Genomic DNA, 24,559 nt, shown 5'->3' with positions numbered 1-24,559 from the left:
AAAGAAGGTAACCCGATGAGGGAAGAGGTTCGCGAGTTCGTCCTCGCGCAGCTGGTGGACATGAACTACGACGTCGAGGGCATCGACGACGACACCACGCTCGGCCCGGCCGGGGTCGACCTGGAGTCGCTGGCGCTGGCCGACCTGTCGGTGCGGGTCGAGGACAAGTTCGGTGTGCGGTTCTCCGACGACGAGTCCGAGGAGCTGGCCCTGATGACCGTCGGCGAGTTCACCACCGCGGTGGCCGGCCGGGTAGCGCAGCAGGTCTGATGAGCTCCCTCCTTCCGCCCGGGAGAGCCGAGATCGTCGACTGGCTGGCCGCGCTGGGCGACCGCCGGCCCGGTGAGGTCCGGGAACGGATCGACTCGATGGAACTCGCCTGGCTGGTCCACCAGGTCGAGCAGCGCTACGGGCGCGAGCTCGACGACGACCAGCTGGACCGGATCAAGACCATCGACGACGCCGTTCTCGTCTTCGCGGAAGCGTTGCAGAGCCATGTCTGACCGGCCGCGGGTCGCCATCACCGGACGGTCCGTCCTGAGCGCGCTCGGCCGTGGAGCCGAGGCGCAACTGGCGGCTGCCCTGCCCGGCGCGGCGGCCTTCACCGAGGTCCAGCGGTTCGACACCGGTAACCGCCGGGTCAACCGGGCGGCGACGGCTACCGATGTGCACTCGCTGGAGGAAGAGCTGCTCGACGCGGTGACGGAAGCCTGTGCCGAGGCCGGGCTGACAGCCGCTCAGCGCGCCACAACCCCTTTGTTTCTTGCGGTTCACGGCCGAGCAGGCGTCCGCAGCCTCGCTTCCAGAGCCACCCGCATCTACACCAGCGCCTGCGTCTCAGCCAGTACTGCGGTCGCTGACGCGGCCGCGCTGATCCGCAACGGGTACGCCGAGCGCATCGTCGTCGCGGCCGGCTATCTGGTCGAGCCTGATCAGTTCGCGTTGTTCGACGCGGGCCGTGCGTTGTCGCCGGACGGCGTGGTCAGGCCGTTCAGTCGTGACCGTAAGGGACTGCTGCTCGGCGATGGTGTGGCCGCCATCGTGCTGCAGCGGGGTGAAGGCTTGGCCGAGATCGCCGGCTGGGGGAGGGCCGGAGACGGCTACCACCCGTGCCAGCCGGCTCCTGACGGACACGGTCTGGCCGCAGCCATCGAAGCCGCGTTGCGGAAGGCCGATCTTCCGCCGGAGGTCGTCGGCTACATCAACGCCAATGCCACCGGGACAGGTTTCAGCGATGCCTCCGAGGCGGCCGCGATCAGGACTGTGTTCCACAGCGAAGTACCGGTGAGCTCGACGAAGGCCGTGCACGGTCATGCGCTCGAGGCCTCTGGATTGCTGGAGCTCATCCTGACCGTGCAGGCGCTGCGCGAGGGAAAGCTCCCGGTCAACGCGGGCTTCACCACGCGTGATCCCGAGTGCGACCTGGATCTGATTCTGCACGCGCCCCGGCCCGCCGCAGCGCAGTACGGGCTGTCTCTGAATGCGGCCTTCGGTGGCGCGAACACGGCCTTGCTGGTGCGTGCTGGATGAACCGCCTGACTGGGATTCCCGCACCTCGCACGCTCGCTGTCGGTCACTGGCCGGAGCCGGGTGACGACGTGGTGGCAGGTCCGCCGTCACTGCCCGGTTTCGTCGCGTCATCGTTCAGCCCGCTGGCCGCTGTCGTGGCCGATCGTTGCCTCAAGCCCGCGCCTGCTGTGGAACGGACCGCGATCGTCCTGGTCACCCGCAGCGGCGACCGGGTCAGTGCGGACCACGTGCGCCAAGCGGTTGCCGACGGCAAGCGAGTCGGGCCGCTCTACTTCTTCCAGTCGGTGCCGAACAGTGTGGCCGGCTACATCGCGGCCCGATGGGGTCTGCGCGGACCGGTGGTGTGCCTCAGCCCCACGACTGAGGCGCACGTCGCCGGACTCGAACAGGCGGCGCTGCTGATCGCGGACGGAGACGCGGACCAGGTCCTCGTCGTACTCGTGGAACAGGCGGCCGACGGCGACACCGCCGAGGCCATGTTGGTGAGTGGGGGAGATCCGTTGTGAAGAGTCTGAGAGCGCGACTGGCCGCCGATCCGGCCATCGGGGCCGGCAACGTGCTGGCGACCGTGATCGCGCACGGTGCCGACCTGACCGGGCCGGGCCTGACGTTCGACACGGCCGTCGACGAGTTCCCGGCCGAACATCCGCTCACCCTCGGCGAGCTCGACGACCGGGTCCAGGCGCGGAGCGCGTGGCTGCGCGATCGGGGGATCGGCAGGCGTGACGTGGTGGCGATCTGGGCGACCGAGGCCGCCGACATCGTGCTGAGCTTCCTCGCGCTGACCCGGGTCGGTGCGATTCCCGCGCTGCTGAACGGGAAGATGGCTCCGGCCATCGCGGAGGAGTACATCCGGCGGCTGCGGGTGACCGGCGTCCTGGTCGACGCCGCCCACCAGGACTTGTTGCGTGAGGCACCGATCCTGGGTGACCCCAAGGAGCTGGGCACGGGCGATCCGGCGAAGGCGCCGGCGCAGTACCGGCATCACCAGGACGACCCGGTGGTGATCACCCATACCTCGGGGACGACGGGTGTGCCGAAGGCGGTGCTGCACACGCATCAGACCCTGTACGCCGCGCTGAAGCATCTGCTCACGATGCCGCAGTCGCAGGGGACGGACAGGATCCTCAACGCGCTGCCGATCCCGCACACGGCGACGATCCTGATGGTCAACCAGGTGCTCGGCAACCGCGCGGAGATGCTGCTGCTCTCCAGCCAGGACGCACCGACCGTGCTGCGGCACATCGAGAGCTGGAAGCCGCACGGGGTTTACGGGTTTGCCGTCACGTGGGCGGGGCTGGCGCGCGAGGATCTGTCGGCGCACGATCTCGACTCGGTCCGGATGTGGTTCAACACCGGCGACTGCGCGCACGAACCGCACATCCGGAAGTTGGTTGCCGTGGGCACCCGCGAGACGGTCGGCCGGGAAGGTCGTACGACGGTCTGCGGCTCGCACTTCATCGACGGGCTCGGCTCGAGCGAGATGGGGCACAACGGCTTCCACATCACGCACACGATCGACAGCGACCAGTACGGGCGGTGCATCGGCAAGCCGTACCAGTTCGCATCAGCCGCTGTGCTCGACGCATCCGGCGAGGAACTCCCACCAGGCAAGCCAGGCCTGCTCGGCTTCCGCTCGCCGAGCGTCTCACCGGGCTACTGGAACGACTCGGTCAACACCTACAAGTTCCGCCTGAACGGCTGGTTCCTCACCGGAGACCTGGTCTACCGCGACAACACCGGCCACTACTACCACCTGGACCGAGTCCCCGACGCGGTCGCGGGTTTCGATGGCCCACAGCTCTACACATCCCTCTCAGAGGAACGCATTCTGGCAGCGCTCCCCGAAGTACAAGACTGCACGGTCATCATCGTCCAGGAAGACGGCCAGTTCCGTACCGACGTCCTGCTGGAGCTCCCCGCCGGTGCCGGTCCCATCGAGGAGCGCGACGAGCGGATCCTCGCGGCGGTAGGCGCGGAGGTCGCGGCCACGCTCCGGCGAATCACCGTCGTCGGTGAGGACGCAGTGCCAGTCACCGTAACCGGCAAGGTACGCAAGGTCGCGCTACGCGCAGAACGCGAGTCCGGCGGCACACCGGCTGCACCCGCTGCACGGTCTGAGGTGCTGCGGGGCGCTTCGCCTTCAGCTGTGGAAGCCGGCGGTGGGGTGCCGGTGGTGGCGGTTGCTGGTGACGCCGGGGGTGGGCGATGACTGCGGTGAGCATCACCGGGATGGGGTTGATGACTCCCGTGGGGCGTGGCGTCGTGGAGGTGTTCGACGCGTTGTTGCACGGGAAGTCCGGGATCGGGCGGCCGCCGGTGGGCCATCCGGTGGCTGAGTCGGTGGAGCTGGCGGGCTTTCTCAGCGAGTTTGATACCGGGAAGATCGCCGGCGGGCCGGATGGGAAGGTGATGGATCGGACGGTGATTCTTGCTCAGTTGACGGCTGAGGAGGCGTTGGCCGACGCGGGGCTGGTGGTTGGGGAGAATGTCGCGGCCGAGCGCATCGGGGTGATCATCGGGGGCGTCGGTGGGATGGCGACGCTGGAGAAGCAGGTGCTGGCTCGGGCTGAGCGTGGGCGCGCGGCGGTCAGTCCGTATCTGCTCACCGGGATCCTGCCCAACATGCCGGCCGCCCGCGTCGCGATCCGCTTCGGCATCCGTGGCTACACCTCATCAGTCGGTACTGCGTGCGCCTCCGGCGCGCAAGCGATCGCGGACGGCGTACGACTCATCCGCACCGGCGAGCTTGACGTAGTCATCTGCGGCGCCAGCGAAGCGCCGCTCTTCCCGACCTTCGCGGAAACCTTCGCCAACGCCCGCGCCCTGGCCCGCGGCTGGGACGACCCGACCGACGCGAGCCGCCCGTTCGACCTGCGCAGGAACGGTTTCGTCCTCTCCGAGGGTGCCGGCCTGCTCGTCCTGGAGAGCGCCGACCACGCCGACCAGCGGGGCGCGAAGGGGTACGCCGACATCGCTGGGTACGGCGTGAACTCGGACGCGCACCATCCGACCGCGCCACGCCCGGACGGTACCGGCGCCGCCGCCTGCATGCGCCAAGCATTTGCCAGCGGCAACGTTTCGTCCGGCCAGGTCGGCTACGTCAACGCCCACGGCACGAGCACCAAGCTCGGCGATGTCGCGGAGTCGGTGGCGATCGCCCTTGCCTTCCAGGGATCCAGCCCGGCCGTGAGCTCCACCAAGGCGCTCACCGGACACATGCTCGGTACGTCGGGGGTGGTCGAGGCCGCCGCCACCGCGATGGCGATCAACACCGGCCTGTTGCCACCGACGTACAACCTGGACGATCCCGACCCGGCCTGTCCGCTGGATCACGTCCGCAAGGAGCCGCGCGAGGCGCGCCCGGAGTACGCGCTGTCGAACTCGTTCGGGTTCGGCGGCCAGAACGTCAGCCTGCTGTTCGGTCCTCCGAGCACGCAGATCAAGAGTGAGGGGAAGGTCTGGTGATGGAGATCTACGGAATCGACCACGTCGAGATGTACGTGGGCGACGCCAAGCAGGCGGCGTTCTACCTGGCGCACGCCTTCGGCCTGCAGGTTCACGGCCAGGGGGGACCCGAAACGGGGCTGGCCGGCCAGCGTTCGCTGCTGCTGCGGGAGAGCGCCGTACAGATCGTGCTGACCTCGGGACTGGCTGCCGACCATCCAGCCGCCGCGTACGTCCAGCGGCATGGTGACGGTGTCGCGGTGGTCGGCCTGGAAGTCGACAACGCCTCGGTCGCCTACACCGAGCTGCTCGCTCGAGGCGCCGAGTCTGTGACCGAGCCGGTGACGTACACCGACGAGCTGGAGACCACCGTGGTGATCGCGGAGGTGGCCGGCTTCGGCGACGTGATCCACCGGCTGGTCGAGCGGCACGGCCCGCGGCGGGAGTTCCTGCCCGGCGCCATCCAGATCACCGAGCCGTCGAAGGGCCCGGACGAGAAGCTGTTCAGCGAGATCGACCACCTGGCGATCTGCGTGCCGTCGGGCCAGCTGAAGCCGACCGTCGAGTTCTACGAGAACGTGTTCGGTTTCCTGCCGATCTTCGACGAGTACATCGAGGTGGCCGGCCAGGGGATGGAGTCGACGGTCGTCCAGAGCCCGTCGAAGCACGTCACCTTCACCCTGATCGAGCCCGACCCGAGTCGCAGGCCGGGGCAGATCAACGACTTCCTCACCTGGCACGCCGGCGCCGGTGTGCAGCACATCGCGTTGAGGACCAGCGACATCGTCGAAGCGGTCAGCACGCTGCGCGACCGTGGGGTGAACTTCCTCGCGTCGCCCTCGGCGTACTACAAGGCGCTGCCGGACCGTGTCGGTGAGGTCGAGACGCCGATCGAGGCTCTGGAGGAGCTCGGCATCCTGGTCGACAAGGACCACTGGGGCCAGCTGCTGCAGATCTTCACCGAGTCGATGCACGTCCGCCGGACGCTCTTCCTGGAGATCATCGAGCGGCGCGGCGCGATGACGTTCGGCAGCGGAAACATCAAGGCCCTGTACGAGGCCAAGGAGCGCGAGCTGGCGGGGGTCGAGGCGTGATGCTGGAGTTCAAGCTGTCCGACGAAGAGATCGAGCTGCTGCCGTCCGACGAGGACGTCGCGTTCTACGCCGAGCACGGCTGGTACCTGTCCAAGAAGCTGCTCACCGACGACGAGACCGACGAGCTGGTCAACGCCAGTGAGCGGTACTACGCCGGCGAGCGCGACCGGACCCTGCCGGTCAGGCCGCCCAAGCTCGCCTACTGGGACCCGTCGAAGGGCGACGTCCAGCGGCACAACGACTACGTGCACTACGAGCACGACGGCCTGGCCAAGATCCTGCGCAAGCCGCTGATCGGCGCGGTCGCGGCCCGGCTCGCGCAGGTGGACGAGATCCGGATCTTCCAGTCCACCCTGATCTACAAGCCACCGATCGAGGGCGAACCGTCGAACATCGTGCCCTGGCACTTCGACAAGCACTACTGGTCGTCCTCGTCGTCGGACCGGATGCTGACCGCGTTCATCCCGTTCCACGACTGCCCGCCCGAGATGGGCACGATCACGATGGTCGACGGCAGCCACCGGTGGAAGGAGATCGGCGCCGACGACACCGTCGTCCGGCACTTCGCCGACCGGGACCGGTCGCAGCTCGACCAGATGCTGGTCGACAACGCGCGGTTCAACGGCGCCGACGTGGTCCGGCTGCCGATCACCATCCCGCGCGGCCACATGAACTTCCACCACTGCCGGACGTACCACGGCAGCGGCGCCAACGTCAGCGACCGGCCCCGCCGGGCGATCTCGCTGCACCTGCAGGACGGCGGCAACTCCTACCGGGAGTTCCCGCTCTCCGACGGCACCCTCGCGGCGTACAACCACGACGCGGTGGTCCGCCGGACCCCGGACGGCAAGCCGGACTACGCCGACCCGGACTTCTGCCCCACCCTCTGGGCCGACCGCTAACCAAGGAGACCGAACATGTCACGCTACGACTGGGGTCAGACCCACCCGGGGATCGAGCAGCTGGAGAAGGCGGTCACCGACGCCCGCGACAAGGTCGTGCAGCACCCGCTCTACGCCAACCTGGACACGCACGAGTCGCTGGTCACCTTCATGGAGCACCACGTCTTCGCGGTCTGGGACTTCATGTCCCTGCTGAAGTCCCTGCAGCGCGAACTCACCTGTGTCACGGTGCCGTGGATCCCGACCGAGCACCGCAGCAGCCGCCGGCTGATCAACGACATCGTGATGGTCGAGGAGAGCGACGAACTGGGCGGTGACGACGGCAAGCCTGCGTTCATCAGCCACTTCGAGCTGTACGTCAACGGCATGCAGGAGGCCGGTGCCGACACGAGTGCGATCGACAAGCTGGTCGACCTGCTCCGCGGTGGCGCGCCGGTGGTCGAGTCGCTCGCGGCGGCCGGCGTACCGCAGGCGTCCATCGACTTCGCCGCGACGACCTGGGACATCATCGAGAACGCGCCGGTGCACTGCCAGGCGGCCGCGTTCGCCTTCGGCCGGGAGGACCTGATCCCGGACATGTTCACCCAGGTGGTCGCGGTGAACGAACGCTCCAACAAGCTGAACACCTTCGTCGACTACCTGGAGCGCCACATCGAGGTGGACGGCGAGTTCCACACCCCGATGGCGATGCAGATGGTCGCCGACCTGTGCGGCGACGACCAGGCCAAGTGGGACGCCTGCGCGGACACCATCAACACCGCGCTGGCTGCCAGGGCCCGGTTGTGGGACGCGATCCTCGCCGCGGTGAAGGGCTGAGCCGATGACGACCGTCGACCTCTACCGGACCGTGCGGCTGATCCGCCGCTTCGAGGAGCGTGCGATCGAGTTCGTCCGGTCCGGTGAGATCGTCGGCGGCATTCACCCGTACGTCGGTCAGGAGGCGATCGCCGCCGGAGTGTGCGCCGCGTTGCGGACGGACGACCTGATCACCAGCACGCATCGCGGACACGGTCACGTGCTGGCCAAGGGGGTGAACCCGGCCCGGATGTTCGCCGAGCTGATGGGCCGGGAATCGGGGCTGAACAAGGGCCGGGGCGGTTCGATGCACGCGGCCGACTTCGGCCTGGGCATTCTTGGCGCGAACGCCATCGTGGGTGCGGCCGGCTCGATCGCGACCGGCGCCGCCTGGGCGCACCGCCGGCTGGGCCGTTCGACTGTCGCCGCCACCTTCTTCGGTGACGGCGCGGTCAACGAAGGGATGTTGCTGGAGGCATTCAATCTGGCCGCGCTCTGGAACGTCCCGGTGCTGTTCGTCTGCGAGAACAACGGCTACGCCACCACGATGCCGGTGGCGTCGGCGGTGGCGGGCAGCATCACCGGCCGGGCCAAGGCGTTCGGCATCCCGGCCTTCACGATCGACGGGCAGGATCCCGAGAAGGTGCTGGCGGCAACGACTGCCGCGGTCGAGCGGGCCCGGGCGGGTAGGGGGCCGACCTTCCTGGAGTGCACGACGTACCGGTTCGACGCGCACCACACGTTCGAGCACCGGGCTCGGTTGAACTATCGGTCGGCCGAAGAACTGGCCGCTGGGTGCTCACGGGATCCGGTGGAGATCCAGGGTGCCCGGCTGTCCGCCGAGGACCGCGCGGCCGTCGATGCCGAGATCGAAGCGCTGCTCGATGCGGCGGCCGGGAGTGCGCTGGGTGGCGCCCATCCCGATCCCGCCGCTGCTCTCGAGTATCTCTACGCATCGCCGGAGGTGTTCAGCTGATGCCCAAGTTGTCCTACTTGAAGGCGATGAACCGCGCGCTCGGTGACGAGATGGAGGCCGACGAGCAGGTGTTCCTGCTCGGTGAGGACATCCGCGTCGCGGCGTCCAACCTCACCGCCGGTCTGTTCGGGCGCTTCGGGCCGGAGCGGGTGCTCGATACGCCGTTGTCGGAGCAGGCGTTCACCAACTTCGCGACCGGTGCGGCACTGGCCGGGCTGCGACCGGTGATCGAGTTCCAGATCCCGTCGCTGCTCTTCCTCGTCTTCGAGCAGATCGCGAACCAGGCCCACAAACTGTCGCTGATGTCCGGTGGGCAGTGCAGTGTGCCGGTCACGTACGTCGTACCGGGGTCGGGGTCGCGGACCGGGTGGGCCGGGCAGCACTCCGACCATCCCTACAGCCTGTTCGCGCATGTAGGCGTGAAGACGGTGGTGCCGGCGATTCCCGCGGACGCCTACGGATTGTTGCTGTCGGCAATCCGCGACGACGACCCGGTGGTCGTCTTCGCGCCGGCCGGAGCGCTCGGCTTCCGGGAAGATGTCGACTTCTCGACCTTGGCGCCGGTGCCGCTCGGTGTCGGCCGGATCGCCCGGGCCGGGTCCGATGTCACGGTGGTTGCGTTGGGCCACCTTCTGCAGGATGCCCTGGCGGTCGCCGACGAGCTGGCCGGTGAGGCGTCGATCGAGGTGTTCGATCCGCGGACCGTCTATCCGTTCGACGTCGAGGGCCTGGCCGCGTCGGTCGCCCGGACCGGACGGTTGGTGGTGATCGACGACTCGAACCGGACCAGCGGCTTCGGCGCCGAAGTACTGGCGCTGGCTGCTGAGCGGTTCGAGCTGGTGGCGCCGCCGCGACGAGTCACCCGGCCCGATGGTGCCGTGCTGCCGTTCGCACTGGCCCTCGATCGAGCGGTCCAGCCCGGACGCGATGACCTGGTCGCGGCCGTCCGCGGCGTACTCGAGGGGGAGAAGAAGTGACGACGACCCGACCATCCGCCGCCGAGCTCTGGCCGGTCCTGCCGGACCACGTCCGCGAGCGATTCCTTGCTTACGGCCACAAATACTGGCAGCAGGTGTACGACGATGTCGCGCTGCAGAACCAGAACTGGATCCCGCTGCGCTCCCCGGTCGCCACCCACGCCGGGTTCGCCGAGATGAACCGCATCACGCAGCGGGTCTCGCAACTCGTGCTGGACGCCTGTCGTCGCCGCGCCCGGACGGCCGGCGAGCTGCGCGCCGTACTGGGCGTCCCGGACGGCCGGATCCAGTTTCTGGATGACGACGAGCCACTCACCGGACGGCTGCTCAACGCGATCCGCTCGGATCTGCTGCTGGAGCGTGGCGTGCCGCGGATGGTGGAGTGCAACGTCGAGAGCGCGCTGGGCGGCGTACTGGATGCCGATGGCGTGATCAAGCGGTGGATGGAGGTCTACCGCGAGGAGCCGATGTTCACCGCGATGGGTGCGGCCAAGGCGCCGTCGGCGGTCGACGGTCGCTTCGACGCGATCCGGGCGGATGTCGGGCCCGGCAAGGTCACCGCGATGGTCTACACCTCCAAGGGCGGCTACCCGCGCGCGAACGACACGGCGTACATGATCAACCGGCTGCGGCCCTTCGCCGACCGGGGCCGGGAGCTGGGCGTCGACCTGCTCGTCTACCCGCTCGAGTTGCTCGTCCAGGACGCGGACGGGCGGTTGATGGCCGGAGACAGGACCCTCGACGCGGTCTGGCGGATGTTCGTGCCGACGTTCGTCAGCGACTCCGAGGGGATGAAGGCGCTGCAGGCGGCGTACGCGGCCGGGACCTTCCGGATGTATCTGCCTACTGCTGTCTGGTTGCTGAGCAACAAGACGATCTTCGCCTGGTTGTGGGACGACGTCGACCAACTGCCCGAAGAAGACGCCGAGATCGTCCGCGCGCACATCCCGCGCACCTGGCTCTACGAAACCGCGCACCGGCAGCGGCTGATCGACGAACGCGAGCGGCTGGTGTTCAAACCGACCGACGACTACGGCGGCCACGGCGTCTTCATCGGGCCGCTCACCTCGCCGGAGGACTGGATCGCGGCGATCGACGGGGCGCAGGGGCCGCACATCTTCCAGGAGCTGATCGAGGCGGATCCGCTGACGATGCAGTTCCTCAAGCCGGCCACCGGCGAGGTGGTCGAGGCGGACGTCTCGTACTGCGTCTCGACCTACCTGTTCGACCGGATCCCCGCCGGTGCCTTCACTCGTTTCTCACCGCCCGGAGCGGGCGGGGTGGTGAACCTGACCCAAGGGGCGCTGACCGGCGGCCTGCTACTCGTGAACGTGGGGGAGTACTGATGAGCTTCGACTGGCAGGGGACGTCCTTCGACTACTGGCACGAGTTGCCGCAGGCTGCCAAGGACAAGGTGCTCGCGGCCGGCGAAGAGGACTGGCAGAAGGTTTTCAACGGAGTTCTGACCTTCAACAAGTCCTGGCGCCCGCTGCGGCCGGTGATGATCCACCAGGACACGTACGACGCGCTCGGTGCGGTGATGGACCGACTGCTGCAGCTCCTCCTGGAGACCGGGATGCGCCGGGCGACGACGGCCGGTGAGTTGCGCAAACTCCTCGGTACGCCGGACGGCCTGATCGAGTATCTCGACGACGACGAGGTGCTCGGCGAGCACCTGATCCAGTCCGGCCGGCCGGACATCCTGATCAGCGGCGGCGTACCGAAGTTCGTCGAGTTCAACATCGGCAGTGAGGCCGGGTGCGTCTGGGACACCGAACGCGTCTCGACGCGCTTCCTCTCGATGTTCACCGAGCACGGTCTGGAGACGCTCGACGGGACGGACGGTCCGGTGCGGGTCGCCGCGCCGCCTTCGCCGGTCGACGGTCGGTACCGCGCGATCATCGACACCCTTGGCCTCCAGCCCGGCGACCGGCTGACGACCGTACTGCGCACCGAAGGCGACTACCCCGGCAGCGACAACCTGCCCGCGATCGTCCGTTCGCTCGACCCGTACATCGAGCGTGGCAAGGCGTTCGGGATCGACGGCGACGTCGCCCCACTCGTCTGGCTCGAGCCCGGCGAGGACGGTGAGTTGCTCAACCAGGGCAGGCCGGTGGAAGCCGTGTTCCGCCTGTTCGTCTGCACGGACATGCCGCAGATTCCCGGCCAGGCGGCGCTGAAGGCCGCGGTCGAGTCCGGCCGGTCCAAACTCTTCACCTCGTCGGCGGGCTGGCTGCTGGCGAACAAGCTCGTGCTCGCCTGGCTCTGGGACGACCTGGATCTGCTGCCCGAGGAGGACCAGGAACTCGTCCGGCGCCACGTCCCCAGGAGCCGGATCATCACCGCGTCGATGCTCAACGAGGCCCTTGCCGATCAGGCCGCGCTGGTGCTGAAGCCGGCCGACGACTACGGCGGTGCCGGCGTACTGGTCGGCCATGAGACCGACCCCGGCGCGTGGCGGGACGGGCTCGAGGAGGCGATTCTCCGGGGCGGCTACCTGTTGCAGGACTACGTCCGGCCGGACCGGCTGACGATGGACTTCACCCACATCGAGACCGGCGAGCGGTTGCAGGTCGAGGTGCCGTACTCCGTGGGGCCGTACACGTTCGGCCGGAAGGCGTTCGGCTGCTTCCTGCGGGTCGGCTGCCACGAGCAAGGTGAGGTGCTGAACCTGAAGCGCGCCATCCACGTCACCGGGCCGCTCCTGGTCACGACATGACCGATTGGCAGGCGCAGCGCGGATTCGATGCCTGGGGCAACTTATCCGCCGAGGTTCGGGCGGCAGTGCTGGCCGCGGGCGACGCCGGCTGGCGTGAGGTCTTCGACGAGATCGCCACCTACAACGAGACGTGGCGTCCGCTCCGGCCGGTTTTGATGGACAAGCACTGGCTGGACGACCTGTACGCGTTGAGCGATCGAATGCTGCAACTGCTGCTCGACTGTTGCCGGCGCCGAGCCGGTACAGCGGGTGAACTGCGCAAGCTGCTCGGCATCCCGGACGGCCGGGTCGAGTTCCTGGACGACGCCGAGCCTCTCGGCGACCACTTGGTGATGTCCGGGCGACCGGACATCCTGCTGACCGACGGCGTACCGAAGTTCGTCGAGTTCAACGTCGGCAGCGATGTCGGCAGCGTCTGGGACTCCGAGAAGGTCTCGGCGCGCTTCCTCGACCTCTTCCGCACTTCGGGAGTGGACAGGTTGCTGCCGGTCGAGACGCCTGCGTCGGCGGTCGACGGCCGGTACGCCGCGATTCGCGCGGCACTCGGGCTTGCCGAGGGTGCCCGCCTGACGATGGTGTTCCGGACCGACGGCGAGTATCCGGAGTCGCACGACCCGGAGAAGCTGGTCGAACTCCTGCAGCCGTTCGTGGAGCGCGGCCGCGCACACGGCTACGACATGGACGTCCAGCCGGTCGACTGGCTGTCGCTGAACGAGAACAACGAGCTGATGGGACGTGATCGCCGGATCGAGGCGATCCTGCGGTTGTTCGTCTGCTCCGAGATGCCACCGACCGTTGGTCTGCACGCGATCAAGGACGCCGTGCAGGCCGGTACTGCGAGGCTGTTCACCTCGGCGGCTTCGTGGCTGATCAGCAACAAGCTGGTGTTCGCCTGGCTCTGGGAGGACGCCTCGTTGCTGCCCTCTGCGGACGCGGAGCTGGTACGGACCCACCTGCCACGCACGCGACTTCTTACCCCGGAGCTGGTCTCCTCCGTGCTTGCTGAGCAGGAGCTGCTGGTCCTCAAGCCCGCCGACGAGTTTGGTGGTTCAGGCGTCGTGGTCGGCCGGGAGGCGAGTCCTGAGGTGTGGCAGGCGCTGGTCGAGCGGGGCGCCTCGGAGGGACTGCATCTGGTGCAGGACTACTCGCGGCCGGACCGGATGGTGATGGACTTCGTGCATCTGGACAGCGGTGCGCATGACACCGCCGAGGTGCCGTTCTCGATCGGGCCGTACACCTTCGGGCGGCGCGGTTCGGGGTGCTACGTGCGGATCGGCAGTCAGGGCGAGGGGGAGGTTCTCAACCTCAAGCGCAACGTCCACGTCACCGGCTCACTCCTACTCGGTAGCGCGTGATGCTAGTGGGCGACGTACTCCAATGCGCGTGGACCTGCCGTGGGGGTGTGGATGGCTGCCCGGCGCAGGCCCGCGGCCGCTGCTGCGGCGTCGTACTCGGCGAGAGTGCGTTCGCGGCCGTGGCCGAGGACGAGCATCAGCAGGTCCATCGCGGCGAACACGGCCGGGACGGTGTCGGAGGCCTCCAGGACCAGGACGGAACCGCCGGGGAGCAGGGCGTTCCGGCACTTGGTGAGCGCCTCGACGGCTTGGTCGTCCTCGAAGGAGTGCAGGAGATAGCGCAGTACGAACGCGTCGGCCTGCGGGAGTTCCAGCTCGAAGAGGTTGCCGCCGAGGACGTCGCAGGTCACACCGGCCTTGGAGAACTCACGCTGGGCGGTCTCGATGCTGGCGGGCAGCTCGACGAGGGTGCCTCGGAGGGCTGGGAAGGCGGTCAGCAGCGCGATGAGCTGAGCACCGGTACCACCGCCGACGTCGACGACATGCGTGAAGCGCGACCAGTCGAGCACCTGCGCCAGAGCGGGCCCTTCGGTCCTGGCCCGCTCACCCATCAACTCGTCGTACGACGCGGCCGCACCCGCCGACAGACTCAACTTGTTGCCAGCAGCCACAGGTCCGCCATCCCGCACAGTCCCCAGCAACCCAAAGAAGGCACGATCCATGTGCCCCCCAAACCCCTCCAGATCCAGCCACTTCCGCATCGACCCCGGCGCATCATCCAGCAACCACCGTCCGCCCTCACCCAGAGCGAAGCGAGCCTCCGCCCTGCCCTGCCCGCCCCCGAGGCGGCCGGCCGATGCCCCCTCGCCTTCCCTTTGTTCTTCGTCGCCCGTGGCCTGGAAGAGGCCACGGGCGACGAGGTAGTTCATCAGCCTTCGGAGGGCTTCTGGGTCTGCACCTGCTTTGTCTGCGAGAGCCGTGGAGGTGAGCGGGCCGTCCGCCAGCAGGTCTGCGACGCGGAGGGTGGCGGCTACGCGGATCGCCATCGGGAGGATCAGGTCGCTGGCGGCGGCGAGTTCGGCGGGGGTCATCGGGGGTCTCCTGTGGGTTGGGCTGTTTCGGCCACCGGCTGGCGGTGGTGCCGGACGAGCGGGATCAGCGTCAGCGCGAGCAGCACCACGCCGCCGACCAGGATGGTGGGCCGCAAGCCCGCGTTCGCCGCCGCGACGCCGGCCAGCGCGCTGCCGATCGGGATGCCGGAGACCGCCACCGCGGCGACCACCCCGAACACGCGCGTCTGCAGCTCGGCTGGGATCCGCTCGTACAGCACTGCGCCGACGATCGGATTCACACTCGCCATCCCGAACCCGGCGAAGAATGTCACCGCGAGCACCACCCAAAGGCTGTCACTGATCCCGAGGACAAGAATTCTCGGCGCGCCACCGATCGCCGCCCCGATGAAAAAGGAAAGCATCTGCGGAAGCTTTGTCGCGAAGATCGTGAATACCACGTTCCCGGCCAGTGAACCGGCCGCGAAACAACCGAGGATGATCCCCAGCTTGGTCGGCGACCCGAACACGTCCTGCACCCACAATGGCAACAACACGGTGCTGGTCGCGTGCTGGAACAAATTGAGCAGGAACAAGGTCGAGATCATCCCGAGCAACAGCTTGTCCGCGCGCAAGAAGCTGAACCCACCGCGCAGCGCTTTCAGGTACGGCTCGCGCACCGGCGTGACGTCCTGCGGCTCCGGCGCCGGCCTCACCAGCGTCCCGACCAGCACCGCCGCAACGGCGAACGTCGCGGCGTCCAGCCAGATCGTTTCGCGCGCTCCGAGGGTTGCCACCAGGATGCCCGCGAGCGGCGCTCCGATCAGCCCGGCAGTGCGGTTCATCGCCTCATATGCGCTGGTCACGCGGATCATCGGGATGCCCGACTCCGCCGTCACCGGCCGCAGCAGGACGTGCTTCACCCGGTCGCCGACGCCGCGCATCCCGCCCGCGACGGCGATCAGCACGACCAGTTGCCAGAACCCGAAGTCGGGCGTCGCGGCCACGATCGCCATCGCCGCCGCCGAGCTCAGGTCGCAGAAGATCGACGTCCGGCGCATCCCGAACCGGTCCGCGATCGGCGCGGCCAGAACACTCGTCAGCAGATACGGAATCATTTCCGCCGCGGCGACCAGTCCCATTTTCGCCGGACTGCCCGTGGTGATCAGCACCAGCCACGGAATGGCGACCACCGAGAATCGGCTGCCGAAGGCCGAGAAGACATCGGCGGTGAGTAATGCGTAAAGCCCTACTCGCCGTTGCTGAATCATATCCGCCCCTCTGCTCGCCGCGCCCGCCCCCGGCAGTCACAGTACGCCAAGTTTCAGCTCGGGGTAAGCGTTCCGCAAGGCCGTTCCAGGCCGCGGAAAGAAAGCAGAGAACACGCATCCGGCATGCCGAAAACCTGGGGGAGAAAATGACTGCGGACGATATTGTCAGAGCACTCGCCGCCGGCGGGACCGCCGACCCGTACTCGCTGTACGCCGACCTGCACCGGCTCGGCGAGGCCGTCGCGCTGACCGCGCCCGACCTGCCGTACGCCGCGACCGTGCACAGCTACCGGGCCGTCGACCAGCTGATGCGGGACACCTCCTTCGAGGTGTACGACGCGTTCTGGCTGGCCTCGACGACGCCGGACTGGCAGCGGCATCCGGTGCTGGTGATGCTGATGAACTCGATGATGTTCAGCAACGGCGACCAGCACGGCCGGATGCGCGCGCTGTTCCGCAAGGTCTTCACCCCGCGGCGGGTCCGCAGGATGGAACCCGAGATCGTCCGGATCACCGCCGAGCTGCTGGACCGGCTCGCCGAGCTGGGTGCCGACGGCGCCGAGGTCGACTACATGGCCGAGTTCGCCTATCTGCTGCCGGCCAGGGTGGTCGGCCGGCTGCTCGGGTTGCCGGACGAGGACATCAGCTGGTTCCGCTCGCAGGTCGACCTGATCAACGACTGGCTCGACTTCCGCCGGAAGGGACCCGAGGTCCTGGCGGCTGCGGACCAGGCCGCGGCCGGGATCACGGAGTACTACCTGGAGCTGATCGCTCTGCGCCGGAAGGATCCGCAGGCGGACCTGATCAGCGATCTGGTCCGGGCGGTCGACCGCGGCCAGCACCAGGTGACCGATCTGGAGCTGGTCGGCAACCTGCTGGTGCTCTTCAATGCGAGCTTCAGCACGACGATCCACCTCTTCGGCAACGCCCTGCCGCTCCTGCTCGAGCGCCCCGCAGTCCAGATACCGGCGTTCGTGGAGGAGGTACTGCGGTACGAGACGCCCGCGCACGTGTTCATCCGGGTGGCGAGTGCCGACACGGAGTTCCTCGGCGTACCGCTGAAGCGGGGGGAGCTGGTCGCAGTACTGACCGGAGCGGCGAACCGTGATCCTCGGCGGTTCCCCGAGCCGGACCGGTTCGACCCGGCGCGACCGGACAACCAGCCGATCAGCTTCGGAGCCGGACCCCACTACTGCCTCGGCGCCGCCCTGGCCCGAGCCGAGGCGCGCCTGGCCCTACCGATGGTCCTGGAGCGCTTCCCACGGCTGACCCTCGGAGGCCCACCGATCCACACCGACCAACTCATTCTGCACGGCTACAAGTCCCTACCGATCGTGCTCGGGAGGTAAACCCACAGCGACAATTCGACAAACTCACTCAACCTGAATTCAGTGGTATTGAGGAAAACCACTGTCTACGCTTCCGCACGCCCAAATCCAGGTAATTCGGCGGACAGCCTTCGGATGGTTTCGGCGGCAGCTATTGCGTCGCTCCGGGCGGTGCCGTGGCGGCCGTCAGGGGAATAGAGCGCCGGGTCCGTGGAAAGCGGGTGGTCGGTCAGGTGGACGTGGATCGTGCCCAGGCGTCCGGCGAGTGCGCGGGTGCGTTCCGACAGGGTCGTCATGCGGGTCCGGAGGCCCGGACGGAGCCAGTCGGCGACGGCGGGGGAGTAGGAGACGTTGAACATGCCGAGGGTGATCACGTCGGCTCCAGCGGCCTGCAGCGCCGTGATCATCGCAGTCAGCTCCTCGTCGACGCGATCCGGGTTGTAGCGGGCGCTGAAGGCGTCGTTGCCACCGCCGACGACCAGTGCGAGGTCCGGCTCGAAGGCAAGCGCCGGAGCCAGTTGCGTGGCCCGGATCTCGTGCGCGCGAAGCCCGCTCACGCCGAGGTTGAGGTAGTGCGGGACCTGGAGCTCATGCGCCAGCCGGTCCGCCCACTGCAGCTCGGAGTACCCAGGCACCGGCGAGCACAGCCCCTCCGCCACGCTGTCGCCCAGTACGACGAACCGCCGCCACGGATGCCCGGCCAGCAGTTTCGCGGCCTCTCCCTCGGCCAGGCAGTACTCGTCCGTCGCCTCAGTGAGCACGTCGCGCTCGCAGGGTCACCTTGTCGACCTTGTGGGCGGACGTCAGCGGCAGCTCGTCGAGGAAGTCGATGGCGCGCGGCGTCCACATCTCGTTGAACTCGTCGCGGACCAGCCGCTGCAGCTCGCCCGCCGTCACCACGGCACCGTCGTACCGGACCACGTACGCGTGCGGCACCTCCCCGAAGGCCTCGTCCGGTACGCCGATCACCGCCGCCGCTCGGACCCCCGGATGCGACTGCAGCAGGTCCTCGATCGGGCGGCAGTACACGTTCCAGTTGCTGGCCCCGGTGACGATCGTGTCCTGCACGCGATCCACGACGTAGAGGTAGCCGTCGGCGTCCAGGTAACCCAGGTCGCCCGTGCGCACCCAGCCGTCGACGATGGCCTGCTCGGTCAGGTCCGGGCGGCCCCAGTACCCCGCGAAGCGGAGCTTGCTGGTCGCGTAGATCTCGCCCGTGCTGCCGGCCGGCGCCGGGTTGCCGTTGGGGTCGCGGATCTCCACCCGGACGTCCCCGTACGGCGTACCGGACGACCGCAGTCGCTCGGGATGATCCGGGTCCTCGGTGAGCCCGGGCTGGGCCGTCACGACGATGACCTCGCTCAGGCCGTAGACGATGCGCAGTACTGGCCCGAAGCGCGCAATGGCCTGCCGTAGCCGCGTTGGTGCCGCTGGACCGGCGCCGACGTTGAGCATGAACAGGCTGCTCACGTCGGTCGTCGGCAGGTCGGGATGGTCGAGCAGCTGGTAGAGCAGCGGCGGCGACACGTACGTCGAGTTGATCCGCTCACGCTCGATCGTCGCCAGTGCGCGGCCGGCGTCCCACTCGTCCTCGAGGAACAGCACGCCGCCCATGAACAAGTTGAAGAAGCTGGTGATCTGGCCGCTCGCGAACGCCATCGGCGAGTGCGAGAGGTGCCGCAGTACGGGCAGCCCGGCGGCCAGGTAGTCGGCGGCCAGCGTCAGGATCTGCTCGTAGAAGGCCTGCCGGTGGTGCACCAGCTTGGGCTCGCCGGTGGTCCCGCTCGTCTGCAGGCAGGTCGCGGGCGCCAGATCGCCGTACTCCGGCTGGAACGTCGTGCTCGGCGGTTGCAGCAGGTCCGGTCCTAACCCGCCTTCACCGAGGCAGTGCACCGGTACTCCGAGGCTCACGGCGAGGCGCTCGCCGACCAAGGCCTTGGTCCGCGCGTCGTAGACGAACACGTCCGCCTCGGACAGCCGCGCGAACGCCTCGATCTCCCGGCGGCCCGCGATCGGTGCGATCCACATCGTCCGGGCACCGACGAGGTGCAACGCGAGCTGCAGGCCCGGCAACTCGATCGTGTTGCCCGCGAGCACGAGTACGCCGGTGCCCGGGCCGATGCCGCGATGCTGCAGCGTCGCGGCCAGATCGAGCACTTGCGTCCGCAGCTCGGCGTACGTGAGCCGCTTGCCGCCGGCCACGATCGCCTCGGCCTCGCCGTACCGCGCGAAAAGCCCGAGTGCGGTGACGACATAGGAAGCGGACCGCTCCAGGTCCTGGTCCAGCACGACATCGACCGACATGGCGCCCCACCCTTTCGGTATCCGCCGAGACTGTACTGCGGGAAATTCCCGGCGGCCAGCTTTCGGGCGAATTCAAGCGAGTAATTCAAAGAGCCCGTTGACGTGTCAGGAATCCGGAACTAGGTTGCCGTCACCGCCACTCGCGCAGGGTATTTCTCGCCCGTCGCGCGCCAACCCATTGGGGGGTTGTTCCATGCGCATTCCCAGTACCGTCAGATCGGCCGCACTAGCGGCCGCCGTCACGCTGGCCGGCTCGTCGCTGGCCTACACAGGATTGGCACAGACCGGCTCAGAAGCCCAGACCGCCGAACAGGGCGGCCGTTCCGAGTGGGTGGGGAGCTGGTCCACCGGCGTCGTCCGCCCGGAGGCGACCGGTTTCACCTCCACCGGCCTCAACAACCAGAGCGCCCGCTACGTGGTCCGGCCGTCCGTGGGGGGCGACAAGGTCCGGATCCGGTTCTCGAACATCTACGGCGACCGGCCGGTGCAGATCGGCGCGGCGACCGTCGCGAAGGCCGACACCGCGACGCCGGTGCAGTCCGACATCGACCCGGCCACCAAGCGCACGCTGACCTTCAACGGTTCGCCGACCGCGGTGATGAACAAGGGCGCCGAGCTGCTCAGCGATCCGGTGAACCTGCGGGTCGCCGACCTGAGCACGCTGGTGGTCAGCGTCTTCTACCCGACCGCGACCGGCCCGACCAGCTGGCACGCACAGTCGCTGCAGCAGAACTTCTTCGGTCCCGGTGACCTGACGAACTCCACCGCGGGGACCGACTACATCACCACCCGAGCCTGCTGCTGGACGTTCCTGTCCGGGGTCGACGTCAAGACCGAGAAGTCCGACGGCGCGATCGTCGTCCTCGGCGACTCGATCGCCGACGGCCTGGCCAGTACGCCGAACGCCAACAACCGCTGGCCCGACCAGCTCGCCGAGCGCCTGGTAGCCGACCACCCCCGCAAGGTTCCCGGCGTGCTGAACGTCGGCCTGGCCGGCAACCGGCTGCTGAACGACAGCTCCGGTCCGATCCTCGGCGGCCCTAGTGGCATCGAGCAGCTCGGCCTGAACGCGCTGGCCCGGCTGAACGAGGACGTCTACGGCCAGACCGACGCGCGCGTGGTCATCACCCACCTGGGTGTGAACGACATCTGGATGAACGGCGCCACCTCGGAGCAGATCATCGCCGCGCTCCGGCAGATCAACAGCCAGCTGCGCGAGAAGGGCATCCGCAGTCTGGGCGCCACCATCACGCCGTACGGTGGGTTCACCACGCCGGGTGGCTGGACGGCGGAGAAGGAGGCGACCCGCGTCGCGGTCAACACCTGGCTGCGGAGTCAGCACGAGTTCGACGGACTGGTGGACTTCGACCAGGCGGTCCGGGACCCTGCCGCGCCGGAGAAGCTCCTGCCGGCGTACGACGGTGGCGACCACATCCACCTGAGCGATGCCGGTTACCAGGCGATGGCCGACGCGGTTCCGCTGCATCTGGTTCGCTGAGAATCTAGTTTCTCGCCTGCCGCCGGCCCTGTTGGCCGGCGGCAGGCCATCAATGTGAGAGGTACACCCATGCCGCTGGATCCCCAGGTCGAAGAACTGCGTGCGAAGCGTGAAGCGGAGAACGTGCCGCAGCTGTACACGCAGACGCTGGAAGAGGCTCGCGCCGCCGATCTCGCTGCCATCCAGGCAGGTGGTGGCGACGTGGAGCCGGTGCATCTCGTCGAGGATCTGGTCACGGACTCGGGCGTGCCGCTGCGTCGGTATCGGCCGGAGGGTGAAGGGCCGCTGCCCACGCTGGTGTACTTCTTCGGCGGCGGCTGGACGCTCGGCAGCATCGACACGGCCGACGGCGTCTGCCGCCAGCTGGCGAATCTGGTGCCGTGCCAGGTGATCACCGTCGGGTACCGGCTCGCCCCGGAGAATCCGTTCCCGGCCGCCGTCAACGACTGCCACCGGGCCACCCAGTGGATCGCTGGTCATGCCGTTGAGCTGGGTGTTGATGTCGCACGCCTGGCCGTGGGCGGAGATAGTGCCGGTGGCAACCTTGCGGCCGCAACCACCTTGCTGGCAAGGGATTCCGGCCCTGCGCTGGCCGCTCAGCTGCTCGTCTACCCGAACACACTGTACGGCTCGGACACCGCCTCCATGCGGGCCGGCGACGACCCGTTCCTCTTCAACCGCACCTCGGTCAACTGGTACTGGAAGCACTACCTGGCCGACGAGTCCGACGGTACGAACCCGCTCGCCTCACCGCTGCTCGCCTCTTCGCACGCGGGACTGCCGCCGGCTCTCGTCATCACCGCGGAGTTCGATCCACTGCGCGACGAAGGCGAGTTCTACGCCGAGAAGCTGTACGCCGCGGGCGTCCCCACCGAGATGGTCCGCTACAACGGCATGATCCACGGCTTCTACACGATGTCCGGCGTCCTGGACACGGCTCGTCAGGCCCTCGCCGATTCGGCCGCCTGGCTGCGCAGGACTCTCGACGATGCCTGAGTCGCTCCCGGAGTACGAGGAACTGGCGGCGCAGGTACTCCCGGCGGCCGTCCGTGACTTCGTTGCCGGGGGCAGCGGTAGTGAGACGACGCTCCAGTTGAACCGGGCGGCCCTCGACTCGGTGACCCTGGTGCCGCGGGTGCTCAGCGGTGTCGAGGCCGCGGATACGTCGTCCCGCTTGATGGGTGGCGTGGCCGCGATGCCTGTGGTGGTCGCGCCGATGGCTTATCAGCGGCTGTTGCATCCGGAGGGGGAGTTGCTGCTGGCAACGACGGCGGCCGAGGCTCAGATCCCTTACGTGATCAGCACTTTGAGCAGCTACCCGCTGGAGAAGATCGCCGGAGCGGCGCCTTCCTGGTTCCAGCTGTACTGGTTGCGGGATCGCGCGATGATCGAGTCGTTGGTGGATCGCGCCGAAGCGGCCGGCTGTGGTGCGTTGATGGTGACCGTGGATGTTCCGGTGATGGGCCGCCGGCTGCGCGACGTACGGAACTCCTTCGCGTTGCCTCCCGATGTCGTTGCGGCCAACCTTGTCGATGCTCCGAGCGAGGCGCACGTCGGAGTACCGGGGCTGTCTGCTGTTGCTGCCCACACTGCGTCGGCTTTTGAGCCCGCCGTGTCGTGGCGGGATCTTGAGTGGCTGAAGCAACGAACTGGGCTTCCCCTGCTGGTGAAGGGGATTCTCGATCCGCGCGACGCTCTGCGCGCGGTGGAGATAGGGGCCGATGGCATCGTTGTGTCGAATCACGGTGGCCGGCAACTGGACGGAGCTGTTGCCTCGATCAACGCGTTGCCGCCGATAGTGGATGCCGTGGGCAAGGAGTGTTCGGTGCTGCTGGACAGTGGGATTCGGAGCGGTACCGACGTACTGCGCGCGCTCGCGCTCGGCGCTTCCGCCGTACTGGTCGGGAGACCGTTGCTGTGGGCACTCGCTGTTGATGCCTGTAGCCCCGCGCTTGAGCTGCTGCGCAGGGAGTTGGCCGATGCCATGCTGCTCGCGGGCTGCGCGAACCTCGCCGCTGCGGCCCGGCTCACCACCGGGAGGGCGTGATGGCCGATCTCGATCTCGCCGACCTGCACGGTTCGCTCACCGACCGCGCGCTGAACTCGATGAACTTCCTCAACGAGATCGCCAACCACTATCCCGACGCCATCTCGCTGGCGGCGGGCCGGCCGTCCGAGGAGTTCTACGCGCTCGAGGACCTGCACTCCTACCTCGACACGTTCAGCGGGTATCTGCGCGACGAGCTCGGGTACGACGAGGCGGGGGTGCGCCGGGCGATCTTCCAGTACGGCCGGACCAAGGGCATCATCCACCCGCTGATCGCGCGCAACCTGGCCGTCGACGAAGGCATCACCGTCGACCCGGAGGCGATCGTCGTGACGGTCGGCTGCCAGGAAGCGATGGTCCTCGTACTCCGCGCGCTGCGGGCCGGCCCGGCCGATGTGTTGCTCGCGATCTCACCGGCGTACGTCGGAATCACCGGCGCGGCGCGACTGGTCGACCTTCCGGTCCTACCGGTTGCCGGGGGCAACGAGGGTGTCGATCTCGATGATCTTGTTGCCGTGGTCAAGCGTGCCCGCGCCGAGGGACTGCGTCCGCGTGGCTGCTATGTGATGCCCGACTTCGCCAATCCCTCCGGGCTCAGTCTCGATCTGGAGAGTCGGCGGCGGCTCCTGGAGATCGCCTCGCAGGAGGACCTGCTACTGCTGGAGGACAACCCGTACGGGCTGTTCCCCGCGGCCGGTGTCGAGCGGGTGCCGACCCTGAAGGCGCTGGACACCGATCGCCGGGTGATCTACCTCGGATCCTTCGCCAAGACCGCGCTGCCGGGTGCGCGCGTCGGCTACGTGGTCGCGGACCAGACCGTCGCGTCGCCGGACGGCTGCGTCGGTCTGCTCGCCGACGAGTTGTCGAAGATCAAGAGCATGCTCACGGTCAACACTTCGGCCGTCGCCCAGGCGGTGATCGGCGGCAAGCTGCTCCAGAACGACTGCAGTCTGGTCGCGGCCAACCAGCGTGAGCGCGAGGTCTACGCCGCCAACCTGCGAGCGATCACGGACGGCCTGGCGACCCGCTTCCCCGCTGGCGAGGTCACCTGGACAGTGCCGTCCGGTGGCTTCTTCGTCGTGGTCACCGTCCCGTTCCCCGTGGACGACGCCCTCCTGGAGAAGTCGGCCCACGAATACGGCGTCCTGTGGACCCCGATGAACCACTTCTACGACTCCGGCGTCCCGACCAACTCGCTCCGGCTGTCCTGCAGTTCCGTGACTGCCGCCCAACTGGATGCCGGCCTGAACCGCCTCGCCGCCCTCATCCACGACAACCTCTGAGAATTGGTCCCCTCTCCTGTGGCTGAATCGGCTCTGTAGGCAAG

23 protein-coding genes are annotated in these 24,559 nt (G+C 68.2%); 19 read left to right on the top strand and 4 right to left on the bottom strand.

Going from position 1 to position 24,559, the window contains the following annotated elements; genetic code table 11:
• Positions 1-15 precede the first annotated feature (15 nt).
• From AB0F51_RS11600 to AB0F51_RS11535, 14 genes are read left to right on the top strand one after another with little or no spacing between them, the layout of a single operon-like run.
• Positions 16-270: an acyl carrier protein gene (locus AB0F51_RS11600; RefSeq protein WP_360277779.1), complete on the top strand. Its 255-nt coding sequence runs from the start codon at positions 16-18 to the stop codon at positions 268-270.
• Positions 270-503, top strand: a complete 234-nt coding sequence (locus AB0F51_RS11595) for an acyl carrier protein (protein ID WP_360277776.1) — start codon at positions 270-272, stop codon at positions 501-503. The genes AB0F51_RS11600 and AB0F51_RS11595 overlap by 1 nt, the downstream gene beginning before the upstream one ends.
• Positions 496-1,530 (top strand): beta-ketoacyl synthase N-terminal-like domain-containing protein, encoded by a 1,035-nt coding sequence (locus AB0F51_RS11590; protein ID WP_360277773.1) that lies wholly within the window; start codon positions 496-498, stop codon positions 1,528-1,530. Before AB0F51_RS11595 ends, AB0F51_RS11590 begins: the two co-directional genes overlap by 8 nt.
• Positions 1,527-2,036 (top strand): beta-ketoacyl synthase chain length factor, encoded by a 510-nt coding sequence (locus AB0F51_RS11585; protein ID WP_360277770.1) that lies wholly within the window; start codon positions 1,527-1,529, stop codon positions 2,034-2,036. Before AB0F51_RS11590 ends, AB0F51_RS11585 begins: the two co-directional genes overlap by 4 nt.
• A complete protein-coding gene (locus AB0F51_RS11580; protein WP_360277768.1) occupies positions 2,033-3,742 on the top strand; it encodes a class I adenylate-forming enzyme family protein in 1,710 nt (569 codons plus the stop codon). The genes AB0F51_RS11585 and AB0F51_RS11580 overlap by 4 nt, the downstream gene beginning before the upstream one ends.
• The gene (locus AB0F51_RS11575) at positions 3,739-4,998 is read left to right on the top strand and encodes a beta-ketoacyl-[acyl-carrier-protein] synthase family protein (protein WP_360277765.1); all 1,260 of its coding nucleotides are present in this window, start codon (positions 3,739-3,741) and stop codon (positions 4,996-4,998) included. The genes AB0F51_RS11580 and AB0F51_RS11575 overlap by 4 nt, the downstream gene beginning before the upstream one ends.
• The gene (gene hppD, locus AB0F51_RS11570; protein ID WP_360277763.1) at positions 4,998-6,071 is read left to right on the top strand and encodes a 4-hydroxyphenylpyruvate dioxygenase; all 1,074 of its coding nucleotides are present in this window, start codon (positions 4,998-5,000) and stop codon (positions 6,069-6,071) included. The genes AB0F51_RS11575 and hppD overlap by 1 nt, the downstream gene beginning before the upstream one ends.
• Positions 6,071-6,973, top strand: coding sequence for a phytanoyl-CoA dioxygenase family protein (locus AB0F51_RS11565; protein WP_360277760.1), 903 nt, complete (start codon positions 6,071-6,073; stop codon positions 6,971-6,973). Before hppD ends, AB0F51_RS11565 begins: the two co-directional genes overlap by 1 nt.
• 15 nt (positions 6,974-6,988) lie before the next feature.
• Positions 6,989-7,789, top strand: a complete 801-nt coding sequence (locus AB0F51_RS11560; protein WP_360277758.1) for a DUF3050 domain-containing protein — start codon at positions 6,989-6,991, stop codon at positions 7,787-7,789.
• A 4-nt stretch (positions 7,790-7,793) separates the two neighbouring features.
• Positions 7,794-8,744, top strand: coding sequence for a thiamine pyrophosphate-dependent dehydrogenase E1 component subunit alpha (locus AB0F51_RS11555; protein WP_360277757.1), 951 nt, complete (start codon positions 7,794-7,796; stop codon positions 8,742-8,744).
• Complete coding sequence (locus AB0F51_RS11550; RefSeq protein WP_360277755.1) at positions 8,744-9,721, top strand: transketolase C-terminal domain-containing protein; 978 nt, start codon at positions 8,744-8,746, stop codon at positions 9,719-9,721. Before AB0F51_RS11555 ends, AB0F51_RS11550 begins: the two co-directional genes overlap by 1 nt.
• Positions 9,718-11,067 carry a hypothetical protein gene (locus tag AB0F51_RS11545; protein ID WP_360277752.1) on the top strand — a complete coding sequence of 450 codons (1,350 nt, stop codon included), beginning with the start codon at positions 9,718-9,720 and terminating at the stop codon, positions 11,065-11,067. Before AB0F51_RS11550 ends, AB0F51_RS11545 begins: the two co-directional genes overlap by 4 nt.
• On the top strand, positions 11,067-12,440 hold the full coding sequence (locus AB0F51_RS11540; RefSeq protein ID WP_360277750.1) for a hypothetical protein: 1,374 nt from the start codon (positions 11,067-11,069) through the stop codon (positions 12,438-12,440). The genes AB0F51_RS11545 and AB0F51_RS11540 overlap by 1 nt, the downstream gene beginning before the upstream one ends.
• Entirely contained in the window at positions 12,437-13,795 is a 1,359-nt protein-coding gene (locus AB0F51_RS11535; protein WP_360277748.1) for a hypothetical protein, read from the top strand. Before AB0F51_RS11540 ends, AB0F51_RS11535 begins: the two co-directional genes overlap by 4 nt.
• 2 nt (positions 13,796-13,797) lie before the next feature.
• Here AB0F51_RS11535 and AB0F51_RS11530 read toward each other — a convergent pair whose 3' ends face one another.
• Together AB0F51_RS11530 and AB0F51_RS11525 are read right to left on the bottom strand one after the other, a co-directional pair.
• A complete protein-coding gene (locus AB0F51_RS11530) occupies positions 13,798-14,826 on the bottom strand; it encodes a methyltransferase (RefSeq protein WP_360277745.1) in 1,029 nt (342 codons plus the stop codon).
• Positions 14,823-16,055: an MFS transporter gene (locus AB0F51_RS11525; RefSeq protein WP_360277743.1), complete on the bottom strand. Its 1,233-nt coding sequence runs from the start codon at positions 16,053-16,055 to the stop codon at positions 14,823-14,825. The genes AB0F51_RS11530 and AB0F51_RS11525 overlap by 4 nt, the downstream gene beginning before the upstream one ends.
• Positions 16,056-16,201: 146 nt before the next feature.
• Between AB0F51_RS11525 and AB0F51_RS11520 the strand changes: the two genes are divergently transcribed.
• The gene (locus AB0F51_RS11520) at positions 16,202-17,404 is read left to right on the top strand and encodes a cytochrome P450 (RefSeq protein ID WP_360277740.1); all 1,203 of its coding nucleotides are present in this window, start codon (positions 16,202-16,204) and stop codon (positions 17,402-17,404) included.
• 65 nt (positions 17,405-17,469) lie between these two features.
• Here the strand turns inward: AB0F51_RS11520 and AB0F51_RS11515 are convergent, their stop codons facing one another.
• Together AB0F51_RS11515 and AB0F51_RS11510 are read right to left on the bottom strand one after the other, a co-directional pair.
• Positions 17,470-18,144 (bottom strand): SGNH/GDSL hydrolase family protein, encoded by a 675-nt coding sequence (locus AB0F51_RS11515; RefSeq protein ID WP_360277737.1) that lies wholly within the window; start codon positions 18,142-18,144, stop codon positions 17,470-17,472.
• Complete coding sequence (locus AB0F51_RS11510; RefSeq protein WP_360277734.1) at positions 18,134-19,687, bottom strand: AMP-binding protein; 1,554 nt, start codon at positions 19,685-19,687, stop codon at positions 18,134-18,136. Before AB0F51_RS11510 ends, AB0F51_RS11515 begins: the two co-directional genes overlap by 11 nt.
• Positions 19,688-19,880: 193 nt before the next feature.
• Here AB0F51_RS11510 and AB0F51_RS11505 point away from each other — a divergent pair, with 193 nt between their 5' ends.
• From AB0F51_RS11505 to AB0F51_RS11490, 4 genes are all read left to right on the top strand, one after another.
• On the top strand, positions 19,881-21,185 hold the full coding sequence (locus AB0F51_RS11505; RefSeq protein ID WP_360277731.1) for an SGNH/GDSL hydrolase family protein: 1,305 nt from the start codon (positions 19,881-19,883) through the stop codon (positions 21,183-21,185).
• A gap of 69 nt (positions 21,186-21,254) precedes the next feature.
• The gene (locus AB0F51_RS11500; protein ID WP_360277728.1) at positions 21,255-22,181 is read left to right on the top strand and encodes an alpha/beta hydrolase; all 927 of its coding nucleotides are present in this window, start codon (positions 21,255-21,257) and stop codon (positions 22,179-22,181) included.
• Entirely contained in the window at positions 22,174-23,232 is a 1,059-nt protein-coding gene (locus tag AB0F51_RS11495) for an alpha-hydroxy acid oxidase (protein ID WP_360277725.1), read from the top strand. Before AB0F51_RS11500 ends, AB0F51_RS11495 begins: the two co-directional genes overlap by 8 nt.
• Positions 23,232-24,515, top strand: a complete 1,284-nt coding sequence (locus AB0F51_RS11490; RefSeq protein WP_360277722.1) for a PLP-dependent aminotransferase family protein — start codon at positions 23,232-23,234, stop codon at positions 24,513-24,515. The genes AB0F51_RS11495 and AB0F51_RS11490 overlap by 1 nt, the downstream gene beginning before the upstream one ends.
• Positions 24,516-24,559 lie beyond the last annotated feature (44 nt).

The organism is Kribbella sp. NPDC023855 (assembly GCF_040639475.1).
Lineage (GTDB): Bacteria > Actinomycetota > Actinomycetes > Propionibacteriales > Kribbellaceae > Kribbella.
The sequence above is the reverse complement of the archived record's forward strand: the minus strand, read 5'-3'. Positions and strand labels throughout refer to the sequence as shown.